General features: G+C 57.3%; 3 protein-coding genes. All 3 read left to right on the top strand.

Features of this window, described 5'->3' with window-relative positions:
• Positions 1-109: 109 nt before the first annotated feature.
• A complete protein-coding gene (locus tag LH86_RS15195; RefSeq protein WP_039302948.1) occupies positions 110-1,612 on the top strand; it encodes an aldehyde dehydrogenase family protein in 1,503 nt (500 codons plus the stop codon).
• 844 nt (positions 1,613-2,456) lie between these two features.
• Positions 2,457-3,800, top strand: coding sequence for a TolC family outer membrane protein (locus tag LH86_RS15200; RefSeq protein ID WP_039302950.1), 1,344 nt, complete (start codon positions 2,457-2,459; stop codon positions 3,798-3,800).
• Between the two features lie 137 nt (positions 3,801-3,937).
• A complete protein-coding gene (locus tag LH86_RS15205; protein ID WP_039302951.1) occupies positions 3,938-20,167 on the top strand; it encodes an Ig-like domain-containing protein in 16,230 nt (5,409 codons plus the stop codon).
• Positions 20,168-20,177 lie beyond the last annotated feature (10 nt).

Here is a 20,177-nt window from a genome sequence, read left to right on the forward strand (position 1 = left end):
AGCGTGTCACAGCCAGCAAAGCGAATGTCAGCTGCAGAAAACCCTAACCTCAACATAGCGCCTAGAATGAAGGTGGGCTACACGATAATGACCTTGATAAGGAGATGCTATGACTGAGCCAGAAACGGTAAGCGTGCTGGGCAGTGTGCGACAGTTTCTTCAGCGTTCACATGGGCTGTACATTGACGGCCGCTGGCAGACGTCAGACAGCGAAGGGCGACTGCCGGTCTTTAACCCGGCAGACGGGCAGCAAATTTCCAGCAGCGCCGACGCCAGCGCTGCAGATGTGGACCTCGCGGTAACGTCTGCATGGCGTGCCTTCAGCAGCGGCGTATGGGCCAACATGCTGCCTGCCGGGCGGGAGCGGATCCTGCTGCGTTTTGCCGACTTGCTTGAGCAAAACACGGAAGAACTGGCGCAGCTTGAAACGCTGGAGCAGGGTAAGTCCATTAACATCTCCCGTGCATTTGAAGTGGGCTGCACGCTGAACTGGATGCGCTATACCGCAGGCCTGACTACGAAAATCAGCGGCAAGACGCTGGATGTATCTATCCCGATGCCGGAAGGGGCGTGCTATCAGGCCTGGACGCGCAAAGAACCCGTTGGCGTCGTGGCCGGGATCGTGCCGTGGAACTTCCCGCTGCTGATTGGCATGTGGAAAGTGATGCCGGCGCTGGCGGCTGGCTGCTCGATAGTCGTCAAACCTTCAGAAACGACGCCGCTAACGCTGCTGCGTATGGCTGAGCTAGCCACAGAAGCAGGCGTGCCGGACGGCGTATTTAACGTTGTCACTGGCAGCGGCTCAGGCTGCGGTAAAGCCCTGACCGAACATCCGCTGATTGCCAAAGTTAGCTTCACCGGCTCGACGGCGACCGGCAAAGGCATTGCCAAATCAGCTGCGGACAGGTTAACGCGCGTGACGCTGGAGCTGGGGGGTAAAAACCCGGCCATCGTACTGAAAGACGCCGATCCGGCGATGGTCATTGCAGGCTTAATGGCGGGCAGTTTCCTCAATCAGGGGCAAGTATGCGCCGCCAGTTCGCGGATCTATATCGAAGCCCCGCTGTTTGACACGCTGGTGAGCGGCTTTGAGCAAGCGGTGAAGTCGCTGCAGGTGGGGGCAGGGATGAACCCAGCGGCCCACATCAACCCGCTGGTATCGAAAGTACAACAGGAAAAAGTGGCCGGATATCTGGCCCAGGCGCAAGAGCAGCGCGCGGAGATAATCTCCGGGAATTCAGGCCCGCAGGGCAGCGGCTACTATATTGCGCCAACGCTGGTGGTGAACCCTGCCGCTTCGCTGCGCCTTGCCAGAGAAGAGGTCTTTGGCCCGGTGGTTAACCTGGTCCGCGTCGCGGATGCGGAAGAAGCCTTGAGACAGGCCAACGACAGCGACTACGGGCTGACGGCAAGTCTGTGGACCAACAATCTGCAGGCGGCAATGCAGTACACCGGGCGAATGCAGGCGGGCACGGTCTGGGTGAACAGCCATACGCTGATCGACGCGAATATGCCGTTTGGCGGCATGAAGCAGTCGGGCACAGGGCGTGATTTTGGCCCGGACTGGCTTGATGCCTATACCGAAACCAAAACCGTGTGCGTGCGTTACTAAACGTTGGCACATTTCGGTAGCTATCACGTCCCGGAATGGTTTGCGGCTGGTAATCTGCAGGTCCCCTCCCGCGAGGGAAGATCGTTGTCCGATCTTGACCATTAATCTTGATAAGAAATGTTGCTACCTTCAGACCGGGCTTCCCCCGGTCTTTTTTTTGCATTTTTTTGTCAAGAAGACATTATTTTAGTCATGAAATGATTTGTTTCGGTGACTATCACTCCTGATTTAACACCTGTCCGACGTCCTTATTTTGCGTAAAACTTGCGACAATGTAACATTTATGGAAAAACAACCAAAAATGAGCAGCCCGGATTTACTGAAGGATTTCGCTGGAATGTAAAATTGATGTAAATCAATGCTTATGCCATAAGTTTATGAATTATAACTATTCGCTATTTATCATGATGGCGTTATTTACGGGGTCAATCGATCTATTTCCCCAGTGCCTTTTCTTTTGGGTAACATGTCATTAACAATAAATGATTGGTGAGGTTAATTTTTCTTTGGTAGGATTTTTCTTACAAACATTTCGGGAAAAGGATGTGACCAGTTTGATTCCCAGAATTAAATAAGTCATATTGCGTGACGTCTTTATATAAAAGATGGCGTTAAATTATGACCTTCATTTATTAAGAAGAAACGAAAGCGACAGACAGTTTTCTACCTCTTTATAGTCAGAACGTTTTGCTCCAGAAATAAATGGGGCCTTATAACGCTGGCGTTTTAATTTAACTATTACAGTCGTTTAAATACATTAGTGACTCCTCCGTGCCTGTTTATTATAAATACAGGACGGTACCACATCATCCTGATTATTTTATGGATAAGGATATCGCCGTTTATGCCTCAGTTTTATTCCCTGCCGGTCGTGATGCTAGCCGTTATTTTTTTCGGCAGCGGCATGCGGGTGAATGCCGCGCCAGTACCGGCCTGGGCTACAGCACCGGGTATTGCACAAACGGCAACCCTGACGCTGGGTGAAAGCATTCTGTTCGCGCTTGACCGGGATCCCTCTGTCTCTCAGCAGGCAGCCCAGTTCGGCATCGGCCAGGCACAGATTGATCAAGCCCGCAGCGCCTGGATGCCGCAGGTTTCCCTCAACGGCAGCACCGGGCATTCGCGTACTACGGACTCCAGCGGTTCTCTTAAGAACTCGGCTGCCTATGGGCTTAGCCTGACGCAGCTGGTGTATGACTTTGGCAAGACCAGCAGCAACATCAGCCAGCAGGAGAGCCAGCGCGAGAGCTATCGCTACCAGCTGATGGCGACGTTGACCGGTGTGGCAGAAAAAACGGCACAGGCCTATGTCGATGTGAAACGTAACCAGGCGCTGGTCACGGCAACGACAGAGAGTATTGCCGCGCTGCAAACTGTTAACACCATGGCAAAGCTGCGGGCGGATGCCGGGCTCAGTTCGAGTTCGGACGTGCTGCAAACCCAGACGCGCATCGCAGGTATGCGCTCAACGCTTGAGCAGTATCAAGCGGCCCTACAAAGCGCGAAAGCAAGGCTGGCGGTATTAACCGGGATCAGCGCCGCGCAATATCAGTCCATGCCGGAACGTCTGGCGCTTGAACAGGAACCGCTGGACAACATTGATTATTCGCTGATCCCGAGCGTGCTGGCGGCGGAGGCTATGCGTGAGTCTTCAGGGTATGCGGTAGATAAAGCGAAATCGGGCCACTGGCCAACCTTGAGCCTGAAAGGCGGGCGTACTCGTTACCAGTCCAACAACAGCGCTTACTGGGATGACCAGATTCAGCTGAGCGTGGATGCGCCTATCTACCAGGGCGGCGCGGTCTCCGCTCAGGTTGAGCAGGCTCAGGGAGCCAGGCGTATCGCCGCTTCTCAGGTGGAGCAGGCGAAATTCGACGTGCTGCAAAAAGCGTCTGTGGCAATGGCTGACTGGAGCGGGGCCAGAGGCCGTGAAACGGCGGGAAAACTCCAGCTGGAAAATGCCCGTCGCGCGCGAGAAGTTTATAAAAATGAATATAAATTAAGCAAGCGCAGCCTGAACGACTTATTAAGCGTGGAACAGGATGTGTTCCAGGCGGCTTATGCACAAATTAATGCGGACTTCGACGGCTGGCAGGCGGCGATCAATTACGCTGCCGCCGTTGATAATTTATTGCCCCTGACAGGAGTCGAAAAAAATGCCGCCTCGAAATTGCCAGATTTGAAATAAACAGTGTGAGAGTAGAGGCTTAGCCCCGCTACCTGAAAAATAAGCCGATGTGAAATGAGAGCTGGAATTCTCAGGGATGTCCACATCCAAAAATTAATACCGTATGCCTCGTTCCGGCATATATAAGGAGAAGTGCTATGAGTAAGATTCTTGAAGTTATTTCCCGCAAGGACGCAGAGAAAACCCTGGTGACAGGCGATGGGAATCTCTCTGTTTCGCTTTCATCCCCCTCAATCATTCAGATTCACGGCAGCGCCAAAGAGGTGACGCATTACGTGCGTCAGGGCAACGATCTGCTGGTGTACATGAAAGACGGCAGCGTTATTCGCTGCAATGGCTATTTCGTCGAGGAAGAAGGGCGGTCGGGACACCATTCAGAACTGGTGTTTGATGACGGCAAGGCACTGACACATATCACTTTTGATGAAGCTGGCACCGCTGTTGGCACGCAAGGCACAGCGTTAACGGCAACCGTCACGCCTATCGAATCCATTGAACCGTTCATCGACGGCTCAGTGCTCGGCGATATGCCGTGGGGTTGGGTTGCAGGCGCCGTGGCCGGGGGCGTAGGGATTGGCGCATTGCTGGCGCACGACGGCGGGAAGTCACACACCAGCGTTATCGACAATACCAAAGAGGTCGAAAGCGCCCGGCCAACCTTCACGGTGACCGACAACAAAGGCGACAGCCAGGGGCTGCTGAGCAGCAACGCCGTGACCGATGATGCAACGCCAACCTTTAGCGGCTCCGGGCAGCCGGGAGCCACCATTCAGGTCAAAGACAGCAACGGGAACACCATTGCCAGCACCATGGTCGACAGCAACGGCAACTGGAAAGTGTTGCTGAGCGAGCAGCCGGACGGGACGCACACCTACAGCGTGGTACAAATCGACGGCAATAAAATCACCTCTGCGGGGGATATCACCCTCAACGTCGTTACCGCCCAGGCTTCACTGACCGTCGCGACGACGGCAGGCGACAATATGCTCAACGCGGCTGAGCAGGCCAGTGACGTCGTCATTGGCGGCAGTTCGCAGGCGCTGGCCAGCGGCACGGCGTTAACTGTCACGCTGAACGGGAAAACCTATAACACCACCGTAGGCAGCGACGGTAGCTGGAGCGTAACCCTCCCGGCGGCTGATGCCAAAAACCTGGCCGACGGGAGCTGGACGGTGGCAGTGAGCGGAAAAGATGCCGCAGGCAACATGATCTCTGCCAGCGAAACGCTGGTGGTGGACACGAAAGCGCCTGCGCTAACGGTGAATGCTATCGCCGACGACAACATCATCAATGCGGCCGAGCATGGCGCGGCGGTGATTATCGGCGGTAAAACCGACGCCGAAGCCGGGCAGGTGGTCACGCTTAAGCTGAACGGCAAAACCTATACTGCAACGGTAGGCGCCGACGGCAGCTGGAGCATGACGGTGCCGGCGGATGATGTGCAGGCGATGGCGGACAATAACTATACGCTGAACTTGAGCGTCAACGATAAAGCCGGTAACACCACCACCACTAACACCTCTCTGCTGGTCGACACCACGCCGCCTGAGGCCAGCGTTAATAACATCGCCGATGACAACATCCTTAGCGTCAGCGAACAGGGCCAGGCACAGGTGATTTCCGGCACCAGCCGGGGCGCATCCCCAGGGGATAAAGTCACCGTGTCTCTTGGGGGGGAAACCTACCATACGACCGTGCAGCAGGACGGCAGCTGGAGCGTCGGCGTACCAAAAGAAGTCATTTCATCGCTGCCGGAAGGCAGAAATACCGTCACCGTGACTATCACAGATACGGCGGGAAACAGCGGTCTTGTAGAGCATGACATTACTGTCAGTTCCACGCCGCCAGCCGTAGCATTCCATCCGATAAGTCAGGACAACGTGCTGAACGCCATTGAGGCGACTCAGCCGTTAACGCTGAGCGGCACCAGCAATTTGCCGGACGGCAGCACCGTTACCGTCAGGCTGAACAACGTCGATTATACCGCGGACGTTCAGGGCGGCGTCTGGCAGGTTCAGGTGCCGGTTGAGGATGTGGTCAAACTGGGCGATACCACCTATACGTTGAGCGTCAGCGGCACGGATAGCACCGGAAATACAGGGACGGCGAACGCAACGCTGCTGGTTGATACGGCGCTGCCGACGGTCATCGTTTCTGCCTTCGCGGGCGATAACCGCGTCAATAACAGTGAAATTGCCAACGACCAGACTCTAAGCGGGCGAGTGACCGGTGCCCATGAAGGCGACACGGTTACTCTCAACGTAGGGGGTAAAAACTACACGGCCAAAGTTCAAAGCGATTTGACCTGGAGCATCACTGTACCTGCGACCGATCTGCAGGCTCTGGGGGATGGCGATGTATCCGTGGTTGCGTCCGTGACCAACGGCCACGGTAACACCGGCCGCGGTGACAGTAGTTTTAATATCAACGCTCAGTTACCGGGGCTACGCATCAATACCGTATCCGGTGATGACGTGATTAATGCCATCGAGCAGCACCAGGATTTGACGGTTAATGGCTCCAGCTCGCACCTCAGCGTAGGTACTGTTATTACCGTGCGCGTGAATGGCGTGGATTATCCGGCGGCCGTAAGCGCTACCGGCACCTGGCAAATCGGGATTCCGGCAGGCGATCTGGCCAACTGGCCGAACGGTAAGCTGGAAATTAGCGCCAGTTCTGCTGACGAATGGGGCAACCCGGTGGCAGCTTCCCGTCCGGTGGACGTGGACCTGAACGCCGTGGCGATCTCTGTCAACAGCGTGAGCGGCGACGATATGCTGAATGCCGTTGAGAAAGCGGCCGATCTCACGCTGAGCGGAAAAACGCAGGGTGTGGAAGCCGGGCAAAAAGTGGTCATTAAGTTTGCCGGGCATACCTACACGGCAAGCGTCGATGACAATGGCGAATGGACGTATATCGTGCCAGCGGCGGATATGCGTGACATGATCGATGGCCGCGCCGAAGTGTCCGTAAACGTTACCAACGCCAGTGGCAATAGCGCCAGCGGGGCAAGGGAAGTGCTGGTCGATACCCAGCCCCCGTCAATCACGCTCCACAGCGTCACGGCTGACAATATTCTTAATCATGCCGAAGTGACACAAGACCTGACGATAACCGGGACCAGTACCGCACAGGCTGGGCAAAAGGTCACAGTTAACCTCAACAACCAGAGCTACACCGGGCAGGTTCTGGCCGATGGCACCTGGAGCATCACCGTGCCGGTCGCCGATCTGGCTAATCTGACCGACGGGAGCTGGTCAGTCAGCGCCAGCGTCAGTGACGTAGCAGGTAACCCGGCAAGCACAAGCCACGGCATGCTTGTTGACACTACGGTACCTGTTGTCAGCCTGAATCCGTTTGCCGGCGACAACGTGATCAACCTGTCTGAGCATGCTCAGGCGCAGGTACTGTCGGGCAATGTCACCGGCGCAGCCGCAGGCGACAGCGTTAAAATCATTATCAACAATGTTGAGTATTCAACGGTCCTGGACGCCAGCGGAAACTGGAGTCTTGGCCTTTCTGCGGACGTCATCAGCAATCTGGCGGACGGAAAATATACCGCAACCGTCACCGTCACCGACAAAGCTGGCAACATCGGCAGCGGCTCGCTGGCGTTTGACGTAGCGACTGGCCTGCCACAAATCACCCTCAATGTTATTGCGCAGGATGACGTGATCAACGCGGCAGAAAAAAGCGCATCTTTAACCCTTGGCGGTACCAGCGACACGCCAGACGGTACGCAAATCATCGTGACGTTGAATAATGTGAACTATACGGCCACCGTCAACGGTAACGTCTGGAGCGTCACGGTGCCGGCTGAGGATGTTGCGAAACTGGGCGAAGCCAATTACACCGTCAGCGCTTCCGTAACGGATGCTCACGGCAACAGTAATACGGCTCACCATAACGTGCTGGTGGACAGCTCTCTGCCAATCATCACTATTAATACCGTCGCGGGTGACAATATCATTAATCTGGCCGAGGTTAACGCCGGGCAGGTGCTCAGCGGCAGTGTGATCAACGCGGCGGCAGGTGATGAAGTTACCGTCATTCTTGGCGGCAAAAGCTATACGGTTACCGTACAGAGCGACCTGAGCTGGAATCTGCCGCTGAGCAAAGAGATGCTCACTGCGCTGGGCGATGGTGAACTTACCGTTCACGTCTCCGCCACCAACGGGCGCGGCAACACCGGCAGCACGGAGCATGACATCACGATCGATGCCCAACTGCCAGGCTTGCGCATCAATACTATCGCGGGCGATGACGTTATCAACCTCGCGGAGCATAGTCAGGATCTTATCGTCAGCGGCACCAGCAGCGGCCTCAACGCAGGCAGCGTGGTGACATTGACGCTGAACGGCAAAGACTATCTGGCGACGGTTAACGCCGACGGGAGCTGGAGCGCCGCCGTACCGGGCGTGGATGTCAGCCATTGGCCGGACGGCGTGCTGACGGTGACGGCTTCGTCAAAAGACAGCGCAGGTAACCCGGTGAGCATCGACAGCATCGTGGACGTCGATTTATCGCCTGTTTCCATCAGCGTGAACAGCGTCACCGCAGACAACGTGCTTAACGCGGCGGAAAAGGGCAACGATCTGCTACTTTCCGGCCACACGACTAACGTTGAGCCAGGCCAGACCGTCACCATTACCTTCGCCGGGCATCGCTATACCACCACTGTGAATGACGACGGGAGCTGGAGTTATACCGTGCCCGCTTCGGATATGGCCAAACTGAAGGACGGCGATGCCCAGATTACCGTCAGCGTCAGCAACGTGAACGGCAATGCGGCGGATGCCGGCCAACAATACAGCGTCGATACCAGCGCGCCTGGGCTGACCATTGATCCGCTCAGCGGCAACAACATTCTGAATGCGGCCGAGGCAAAACAGCCGCTGATTATCAGCGGCAGCAGCAGCGCAGAGCCGGGGCAGGAAGTCACGGTAACGCTAAATAACGTCAGTTACACGGCGAAGGTTGGCGTGGATGGCCGCTGGAGCGTTAGCGTGCCGGCGGACTCACTTGCCGCGCTGAACGATGGCACAGTGAATGTGCACGCCACCGTTGAAGACAAAGCGGGTAACCCGGCTAATGCCGATCGAGGCATGCTGGTTGATATCACCGTACCGACATTGACCATTGCCCCCGTTGCCGTGGACGACACCATCAACGCCAGTGAGCATCATCAGGCTCATACCGTGAGCGGCACCAGCACAGGTGCGGCGGTGGGCGATGTGGTGACTGTTTTCATCACCAATGCCCAGGGGCAAATTTTCTCGACCACCACAACGCTGGACAGCAACGGTAACTGGAACGTCGGTCTTCCTGCGTCGGTTATTAATGGCCTGTCGGACGGCAGCTACACCCTGACTGCCAGCGTGACCGATGCCGCAGGCAACAGCGGCAGCGTCGATCGCGGCCTCAGCGTCAATACTGCGCTGCCGACTATCACCATTGCTGATATTGCGGTGGATGATGTTATTAACGCCACGGAAAAAGGCCAGGACCTGGTTCTGAGCGGAACCAGCGATCGGCCTGCAGGCACGGTGATTACCGTGACGCTGAACGGCATCGATTACCACGCCATTACCGAAAGCGATGGCAGCTGGAGCACAACGATCCCGGCATCCGTCGTCAGCACGCTGGGCGAGGCCAGCTATACGGTTGTTGCCTCGGTCACGGATATCTATGGCAACAGCAACAGCGACAGCCACACCGTGCTGGTAGACAGCGCACTGCCCACCGTCACCATCAATAGCGTGACCAGCGACAATATTCTTAATATCACCGAAATCAACAGCGGCCAGACGCTGAGCGGCACCGTTTCAGGCGCGGTAAAAGGTGACGTTGTCACTATTGATCTGGGCGGGACGCTCTATAAGGTCTACGTACAGGACGATCTGAGCTGGAGCCTGGCGGTATCGAAAGACATTTTGACCGCCCTGGGTAACGGCGACCTGACCATTACCGCCTCCGTCACCAACGGGCACGGCAACACGGGCAGCGGCAGCCGCGAGATCGCCATCGACGCGAATCTCCCGGGGCTGCGCGTGGCAACCGTCGCCGGTGACGACATCATCAACGCGATTGAACACAGCCAGAACCTGATTATCAACGGCACCAGTACGGGATTAAAAGCGGGCAGCCCGGTAATCGTGACGATTAATGGCAACGACTACCCGGCAACCGTTCGTGCGGATGGCTCGTGGCAGGCTGCCGTTCCGGGGGAAGATGTCAGCCACTGGGCGGAAGGTGCGGTCACCATTGAGGTGAAGGGCAGCAGCAGTGCGGGCAACGACGTCGCTATCCAACATCAGGTGACCGTTGATCTCAGCGAAGTGGTGATAAGCCTTAACGCGGTCAGCGGCGATAACGTGCTTAATGCCGCTGAAAAAGGGGCCGATCTCGAGCTTTCCGGGAAAACAGAGAACGTCGAAGCGGGCCAGAAGGTGCAGATTACCTTCGGCGGCAACACCTATACCGCCACCGTGCAAGCGGACGGTAGCTGGAGCTATACCGTGCCGGCCGCCGATATGGTTAACCTGAAAGAAGGGCAAACCAGCGTTCAGGTCAGCGTCACCAACAAAAACGGGAACAGCGCCGGGGCTGAGCAAGGCGTCAGCGTGGATACACAATCTCCGGCGTTAACGCTTAACCCGTTAAGCCAGGATAACCTGCTTAATGCTGCTGAAGCGCAGCAGGATTTGACCGTCAGCGGCACCACAACCGCTGAAGCGGGGCAAACGGTCGTGGTGATGCTCAACAATCAGCGCTATGAAACCACCGTTAATGCGGACGGTAGCTGGAGCCTCATCGTTCCTGCGCTGGACGTCGGTAAGCTGACGGACGGCAACGTCACAGTGACGGCAAGCGTCGAGGACCGCGCGGGCAACCCGGGCAGCGGCAGCCGGGACATGCTGGTGGACATTACCGTTCCCACGGTCACCATCGGCACCATTGCTACTGACGATGTGATTAACCAGACCGAACACGGCCAGGCGCAGGTGATTTCCGGCACGAGCACCGGCGCGCAGGCAGGCGACATTGTCACCGTCACGCTGGGCAATAAAAACTATACCGGCGTGGTGGACGCGAACGGGAACTGGAGCGTCGGCGTACCTCGGGCAGATATCAGCGCGCTGGGCGATAACACCTACACCGTAACCGCCTCCATCACCGACAAAGCAGGCAATACCGGGGATGCTTCTCGCGGCGTGAGCGTAGACACGGCTGCACCAACCCTGACTATCGACATCATAGCGGGTGACAACATCCTTAATGCCGATGAGAAAACCGGGGATGTCATCATCAGCGGTTCCTCTACCGGGCTGGCGAGTGGGGTCACCGTCACCGTGCATCTGAACGGTAAAAACTACACGGCCACCGTGGGCGATGACGGCAAATGGTCCACCAGCGTTCCTGCAGGCGACGTTGGCAAACTTGGGGAAGCGTTCTATGAGGTTTCCGTCAGCGCCAGCAATGGCGTGGGTAACAGTGCAAGCGAAGCCAGTACGCTGGAAGTATCCTCCACGCTGCCGGGCGTGACCATCAACGCTGTCGCGACTGACGACATTATCAATGCCGCAGAGCTGGCCGCAGGCCAGACGATTACCGGGCGCGTGACCGGTGTGCAGGCCGGGACAGACGTAACTATTAACATTGGCGGCGTGAACTATACCGCTAAGGTTCAGGGTGACCTGACCTGGAGCCTGACGCTGGGCCAGGATGTATTGACCGGCCTGGGCGATGGTTCGCTGAAAATTGTGGCTTCAGTCACCGACAGCGCGGGCAACACAGGCACCGGCTCGCGGGATATCGCTATCGACGCCGCACTGCCGGGGATCCGGATCAACACCATTGCCGGCGATGATGTGGTCAATGCCATTGAGCATAGCCTGAACCTGATCGTGAGCGGCACCAGCAGCGGTCTTAGCGTGGGCAGCACGGTCACCGTCACGGTGAACAATAAAACTTATGAGGCGACGGTTCGAGCCGATGGTAGTTGGCAGACCGTGGTGCCGGGCGACGAAGTTAGCCAGTGGCAGGCCGGGGATATTACCGTTTCGGCAGAAGGGGCCAGCAGTTCAGGTAACCCGATTGCCATCGATCACACTGTCAAGGTCGATCTCAGCGCGGTGGCGATTACCATCGGCCAGATAGCCGGGGACGATGTGCTGAATGCCGCCGAAAAAGGCGCTGATTTGCTGCTCTCCGGGATGACGCAGAATGTGGAAGCCGGGCAGACCATCACCATCACTTTTGCGGGGAAAACTTATACCGCTCAGGTAGAAAGCGACGGCAGCTGGACATTCACCGTCCCGGCGAATGATATGAAAGGGCTGAAAGACGGCGATACCTCTGTGGAAGTCAGCGTGGCTAACGTGAGCGGCAACGGGGCATCTGCCGGGCGTGAAATTAGCGTGGATACCGCAGCACCAACCCTGCAAATTAATATCATTGCCGGGGATGACGTGCTTAATGCCGCCGAGGCCGGGCAGCCGCTCGCCATTACCGGGACCAGTAACGCCGAAGCCGGGCAAACGGTCACCGTTAAGCTGAACAACGAAACGTACACTGCAGAAGTGCAGGCGGACGGGACGTGGAGCGTCACCGTTCCGGCTGACAAAGCTTCAGCCCTGGGCGACGGCGTCTATACCGTCACGGCAAGCGTTAACGATGCGGCAGGCAACGGCAGTTCTGCCAGCCATAATCTCAACGTTGATGTCACCGTACCCACGATCTCATTTGAAATCGTCGCGGGGGATGATGTCATCAACCTGACGGAGCACGGCCAGGCGCAGATTGTCTCTGGCTCCAGCCACGGGGCAGCGGCAGGCGACAAAATCACCGTGACCATTGGCTCCAACAGCTGGACAACTACCGTTGATGCCTCCGGCAACTGGAGTATTGGCGTGCCGAAAAACGTCGTCAGCCAACTGGCGGACGGCAGCGTCACCATTCACGCGAGCCTGACTGATGCCGCAGGTAATACGGGGCTCGGCAGCCATGAGATCGTGGTCAATACGGGGTTACCGTCGATCGGATTCAATCCGTTAAGCGGAGACAACGTGCTTAACGCCAGTGAAAAAGGGGAAGTATTAACCCTGAGCGGAACCAGCACCAATCTGGCTCCGGGCACTCGCGTCACGATTATGCTCAACAATAAAAGTTACACCGCCATTACTGACGATCAAGGCAACTGGAGCGTGGATGTTCAGCCTGCAGACCTCGCGGGCCTGGGCGAAGCTAGCTATACGCTGACCGCGACGGCAGAAAGCGCCATCGGCAACAGCGCCAGCACCAGCACGAATCTGCTGGTGGACACAGCGCTGCCGACCGTGACCGTCAATCCGGTCACGGCAGATAACGTCCTGAATGCGGCGGAAGTCGCGGCGGGGCAAACCTTGAGCGGTAAAGTGAGTAATGCCGCAGCAGGCGACACAGTGACCGTACATCTTGGCGGCGTAGAGTATACCGTCAAAGTCCAAAGCGACCTGAGCTGGAGCCTTTCTCTGCCTGCTGATGTCCTGACGGCGCTCGGAAACGGCAAACTGACCGCCACGGTTTCGGTTACCAACGGCCACGGTAATAGCGGGTCGGTGGATCATGCGTTTTCCATTGACGCCAGCCTGCCGGGGATCCGCATTAACAGCATTGCGGGTGACGATGTCATCAATGCCATTGAGCACCAGCAGAACCTGATTATCAGCGGCAGCGCCAGCGGCATGAGCGAAGGCAGCACCGTCACCGTCACCATTAACGGCGCAAACTACCTGGCGACCGTAGGCGCAGACGGGACGTGGACTGCGGCAGTTCAGGCCGATGTGGTGAGCCAGTGGCCAGCGGGCGATATCACTGTTACCGCCGCGGGCAGCAGCAGTACGGGAAACCCGGTCTCCATTGACCGCATTGTTACCGTAGACCTGAGCCCGGTTGCCGTCAGCGTAGAGAATATCACCGCAGACAACGTGCTGAATGCCCAGGAAAAAGGGGCGGACCTGGTACTTTCCGGGAAGACCCAGAACGTTGAGGCGGGGCAAACCGTCACTGTCTTTTTTGCCGGGCATAAATACACCGCCCAGGTTGGCGATGACGGCAGCTGGCAGTACACGGTGCCTGCGGGCGATATGGCCGGCCTGAAAGACGGCGACGCCACGGTAAAAGTCAGCGTGACCAACGTCAACGGCAACGGGGCTGAAGCTGAACATTCGTTCAGCGTGGATACTACCGCGCCAACGTTGACCATTGACCTCATCGCGAAAGACGATGTGATCAATGCCGCTGAGGCCGGCACCGGCGTGATCGTGACCGGGACATCAAACGCGGAAGCCGGGCAGCGCGTCACGCTGACGCTCAACAATCAGGATTATTTCGCCGAAGTCAAAGCCGACGGTACCTGGAGCATCACGCTGGATGCTGCGACTCTGGCAGGTCTTGCGGATAACTTGTATCAGCTGAACGTTAGCGTGAGTGATGCCGCAGGTAACGGCGCCGCCAGCAGCAAAACCATCACTCTGGATACGACCGCCCCAACCATTACCTTCCACGCGATTGCCGGGGATGACATCATCAACCTGGAGGAGCACGCTCAGGCGCAGATCATCTCCGGATCCAGCAGTGGCGCGTCAGCAGGGAGTAAAATAGTTATTACCCTGGATGGGGTGCAATACAGTACGCAGATCGATGCGAACGGCAACTGGAGCATTGGCGTGCCCGCCACGGCCGTTTCCGCGTTGAAAAACGGAACCACGACCGTGACGGCTACCCTTACCGACAGCGCAGGCAACGAAGGATATGCCTCGCATAACGTCGAGGTAAATGCCACTCGTATTGGCCTGACCATCGACACCATCAGCGATGACAATGTGATCAACGCCGCTGAGGCGGGTCAGGACCTGGTGATAAACGGCAGCAGCACCGCGCTGGCCGTAGGCACTCAGGTGACCGTTACGCTGAACGGCGCACAGTACCACGCCACTGTTCAGCAAGGCGGCGGCTGGAGCGTTACCGTGCCAGCAGGTCAAGTGCAAAACCTGGTGCATGGCAACGGCTACGCGGTCGTGGCATCGGCGACAGACAGTGCCAATAACGCCACGTCGGTAAGCCATAACATCACCATCGACACCGTTGCGCCGGTAGTCACCCTCGCCGATATCTCCGGCGACAACGTGATCAACGCGGCCGAACAACAGCAGCCGTTAACCCTTCGCGGCACCAGCAGCGCGGAAGCCGGGCAAAAAGTGACCGTTAAGCTGGGCAGTGGGAGCTACGAAGCTACCGTTCAGGCGGATGGTTCCTGGAGCGTGACCGTTGCGGCCGAAGATCTGGCGAAGCTTGCCGACGGTGATTTCAAGGTTAGCGCCTCCGTTAACGATAAGGCCGGGAACCCGGGTAGCGCGGATCGTATTTTGACGGTAGACACCACCCCGCCAACCATCACTTTTAACAAAGTGGCGGGGGACGACATCATCAACAGCGCCGAGCAGCAGGCGGGCCAGGTAATTAGCGGCACCACTGACGCTCAGCCTGGGCAGATGGTGACCGTCACCTTCAATAATCACTCTTATAAAGCGGTAGTGAGCGACACCGGAACATGGTCCGTGATGGTTCCGGCCCAGGACTTCCTGGGCGCGGCAGACGGCAATTACCAGATTTCCGCCAGCGTTAGCGATAAAGCCGGGAACAGCAACAGTGCGAATAAGCAGGTGGCCCTGAACGGCGAAGTGCCGACCATCAGCGTCAATGACTTCGCGCAGGACAACATTATCAGCGCCGCTGAACACGGCACTCCGCTGGTGATCAGCGGCGTGACCAATGCGCCTGCGGGCCAAACGGTGACAATTACCCTGAATAACCAGACCTACACCACCACGGTCAATAGCGACGGTACCTGGAGCTATACCCTGGGCAGCGGTGCGGTTTCCTCGCTGGTTGATGGTGGCTCGTATGTGATTCATGCCAGCGTCAACAACAGCATCGGCAACAGCGCGGGAGCAGACCGTACGGTCACCGTGGATACCACGCCGCCGCAGATGACCATTACCATTGACGCTCTGCAAAACGATACCGGGCTGAGCCAGACTGACTTCATTACCGCAGATAATCAGGTGGTGGTGAAAGGCTCTCTGAGCGCGGCGTTGGGCAATAACGAAAAGGCACAGATTAGCCTGGACGGAGGAAAAACCTGGGTCGATCTGGTGGTGGTGGGGACGTCCTGGTCCTATGCGGACGGCCCTCTGCAGGATGGGACCGTGACATATCACGTTCGGGTCGTGGATAACGCCGGCAACGTCGGCTCGACGGCCAGCCAAAACGTCACCATTGATACCGTCGCGCCGGACGCCAGCAAGAGCATCACCGTAGAGGGGATTTCCCGCGACACGGGCTTAAGCGATCACGACTTTATTACCAGCGACAATACCCTGACGATCAGCGGCAAATTAGGTGCGCCTCTGGCGGCCGGTGAACATGCCCAGATCAGCATTGACGGCGGGAAAACCTGGAGTGACGTGAGTATTAGCGGCACGACATGGAGCTACGTTGACGGTCGCACGCTGGCGGACGGGGATCATCTTTATCAGCTGCGCGTGGTTGATGATGCGGGCAATATCGGAGCAACCACCAGCCAGCTGGTCACCGTGGATACCGTGGCACCGGATGCGAGCAAAACTGTCACTATCGATCGCATCACCGATGACACTGGCCTGAGCAATAGCGACTTTGTCACCAGCGACACTTCGCTGACGATCCACGGTTCTCTGGGCGCTTCACTGCTGGACGGCGAATACGTGCAGATAAGCCTGGATGGTGGCGTGACCTGGAAAACGGTCACCACGGTAGGCACCACCTGGTACTTTACTGACGGACGAACTTTAACCGACGGGACGTATCAATATTATGTCCGCGTTGTTGACGATGCGGGCAACTCCAGCCAGAGCGCTTCTCAGACGGTGACGGTAGATACCACGCCGCCGGATGCGGCTATCACCGTGACCGTGGATAGCATCACCAACGACAGCGGCTTCAGCAACAGCGACTTTATCACCAACGATAATACGCTGACGCTGAACGGCTCCCTGGGGGCGGTGCTGGGTAAAAATGAATTCGTTCAGATTAGCTTTGACGGCGGCGTTAGCTGGCAATACGCCACCTCGGTTAACGGCACCAGCTGGAGCTACACCGATGGTCGTCAACTGGCGGACGGCAACCACACTTATCTGGTTCGCGTGGTCGATCTGGCCGGAAACGAGGGCGCTAAAACCAGTCAAACGGTGACGATAGACACCATCGCACCGGACTACGGCATCACCATCGACAGTATTTCGGATGATACCGGGCAAAGCGCCAGCGACTTCATCACCATGGACACCACGCTGACGATCAACGGCACGCTGGGTCACGCTCTTGCCAGCGACGAACGTGTGCAAATCAGCCTCGACGGTGGCAACAAATGGATTGATGCCGTGGTAAACGGTACCGCCTGGCACTACGTCGATGGTCGCCAACTGGCTGACGGCGATTATGTTTATCAGGTTCGCATTATCGACCAGGCCGGCAATATTGGCTCCAAAGCAAGCCAGATTGTTACCGTCGACACCGTGGCGCCGGATACCGTCGGTACCATCGTCAGCTATACGGATAATGACGGCGAGCGTACCGGTAATTTCGACAGCAGCTATTCCACCGACGATACCTCGCCGGTGCTGAACGGCACGCTGAACCAGGCGCTGGCCGACGGTGAAATTGCCCAGATCTTCCGCGATGGCGTGCTGGTGGGCAAGGTGACTCTCACCGGCGGTACAAGCTGGACCTTTGCCGACTCTGGCCTGCTGGACGGGAATTACCACTATGTCCTGCGTGTCACGGACAAAGCGGGGAACTACACCGAGTCGAACGACTTCACGCTGACGGTGGATACTTCGGTGCCGACGACAATTGCCCACGTAGATGCGGTATCGACTTCGGACACCACTCCGATCCTTACCGGTGATGTTAGTGCGAAACTGGTTAACGGCGAATTCGTGGTCGTCACCGTGAATGGCAAAACGTACAGCTCCGAACGTGGTGGCCCGGTGGTGGTCGATCCTTCGTCTAACCGCTGGTATCTGCAAATCCCTGACAGCGATCTGCTGGGGCTGAGCAGCTACAACGTGACCGCTCAAGTGAAGAGCAGTGCGGGTAACGGCAACAACACCGGGATCCAGACCGGATCGCTGGTCGTGCATGCCGAAACGGCCAATGACACCAGCTGGGCGAGCACGGCGGGGAATGCGAACAACAGCGCCAGCACGTTAATGCTTAACAACAATGGCCTGTGGACGCTGGTGACCAATACCTCGGTCTATAACGGCACGGATCTGAACAGTTACACCCAGACGTCGCTGCCTAATACGCGTGCGAATACCGTCAGCTACACCGCGCTGGACTTTGACCGTAACGGCACCGTGGATATCTACGGCACGGAAACGACTTATGGCAATGCGGTACAGACAATGTGGATTGCCAACGCCAACGGCACCTATACCACCAGTACCCAGGCCAACGGCACCACGATCTGGTACGGCGGCGTCATTGCTTATGACAAAAACGGTGATGGTTATGTCGACCTGGCCTACGGTGATGCCGGGGGCGATTCCAGAACCTACCTGATTAACAACAAAGGTAGCATGGTGGCCGACGGGACCAACGGCAACGGTGGATTGACCGGCGTCAGCTACCGCGAGCTTTCCGGGGTGGACATCAACAATGACGGTAACGTCGACATTGTTCAGCACACCAACAGCAACGGGACCAGCGCCCTGAGCGTGATTTCAAACGACGGCAGCAAGCTGACGACGCTGCAGTCTATTGCCAACGTGTTTGTCGATAACGCCGCGAATACCACGACGGCAGCCTCCATGACGTGGGCCGACTTCAACGGTGATGGCTATCTGGATCTCTATATCGCCACCGGCCGGAGCGTGACCTCCGCGACGGTGAATTACAGCGGGAAGATTTTCTATAACGATGGCAATGGCCAGCTGAACAGCAACTACACCAGCGTGGAGTCCACGTCTACGGCAGCTAACGCGGGCTATATGTCCGTGGCCGTGGACTGGGATGGCGATGGCGACATGGACATTGTGAAGTTTTCCACCTACGGCACCAGCCAGACGGCACGTCTGTTCAGCAACGACGGGACGGGCAAGAACTGGACCGAAAGCCAACTGGCGAAAGGGCTGGTTAACGTCACGGGTGTCGCGGTGGCTGACTACGACTGGAACGGCACTCAGGATCTGCTGGTTTCTCAGCAAAATGGGAAAGTGGTGTTGGTTGCCAACACCAACACCATCGCACCGGGTACCGCGATGCACCTGCGCATTGTCGACAGTGAAGGGATCAACGTCTTCTACGGCAATACCGTCAGGCTGTACGACTCTGCCGGGAAGCTGGTGTCAACGCAGATTATCAACGCCCAGTCGGGCATTGGCGCGAACGACGCTTCGGCGCTGGTGAGCTTCTATGGCCTCAACCCGAATGAAACCTACCATGCCGAGCTGGTCAGGGCGATCAACGGCGTTTCGAGCAATGTGACCTGGAACGGGCTGACCGCCGGAGACGGTAAAGAAAGTTATGCCCTGACAGCGGAGGCGGCGACCGGCGTTCACGGCGGCACGCTGAACGGCACTGGCTATAACGATACGTTTATCGCCGAGCAGGGAACTTACGTCTACAACGGCGGCGGTGGCTGGGAAACGTCTTCAGACCACCAGACGTGGAGCGCGACGGGCGGGATGGACGTGGTTGACTTCCGTAACTCCGGGGTAGGCATCACCGTTGATCTGGGCAAAACCGGGGCGCAAAACACCGGTTTTAATACGGCAACCTTCACCAACATCGAAGGGATAGTCGGGTCGAGCCATGATGACGTGATCACCGGCAATATCGGGAACAACACCTTTGAAGGTGGCGGCGGCAACGACACCTTCAATATCGGCAGCGGTGGCCACGATACGCTGCTCTACAAGCTGTTGAACAGCTCGGATGCTACCGGCGGCAACGGCCATGATGTGGTGAACGGCTTCAGCGTGGGGACCTGGGAAGGCACGGCGGACAGCGATCGCATTGACCTTCGCGAACTGCTGCAGGGCAGCGGCTACACCGGGGATGCGTCGGCGCACTATATCAATGGCGTTGCGCAGCTGGGGGCCGGGGCGGGCAATATCGGCGACTTCATCAAAGTGGTGCAAAACGGCAGCAGCACTGAGATTCAAATTGACCGCGACGGCAAGGGCGGCGTCTTTGACCCGACCACGGTAGTCACGCTCAACGGGGTACAAACCGATCTCGCCACGCTGCTGGCTAATCACCAACTGTTAGTTATCTAGCCGTTATTCC

The organism is Cedecea neteri (assembly GCF_000758325.1).
Taxonomy (GTDB): domain Bacteria; phylum Pseudomonadota; class Gammaproteobacteria; order Enterobacterales; family Enterobacteriaceae; genus Cedecea; species Cedecea neteri_B.

Coding starts and splice junctions, on each gene's coding strand:
- LH86_RS15195 (WP_039302948.1), top strand. CDS start 110: ATGACTGAGCCAGAAACGGTAAGCGTGCTGGGCAGTGTGCGACAGTTT.
- LH86_RS15200 (WP_039302950.1), top strand. CDS start 2,457: ATGCCTCAGTTTTATTCCCTGCCGGTCGTGATGCTAGCCGTTATTTTT.
- LH86_RS15205 (WP_039302951.1), top strand. CDS start 3,938: ATGAGTAAGATTCTTGAAGTTATTTCCCGCAAGGACGCAGAGAAAACC.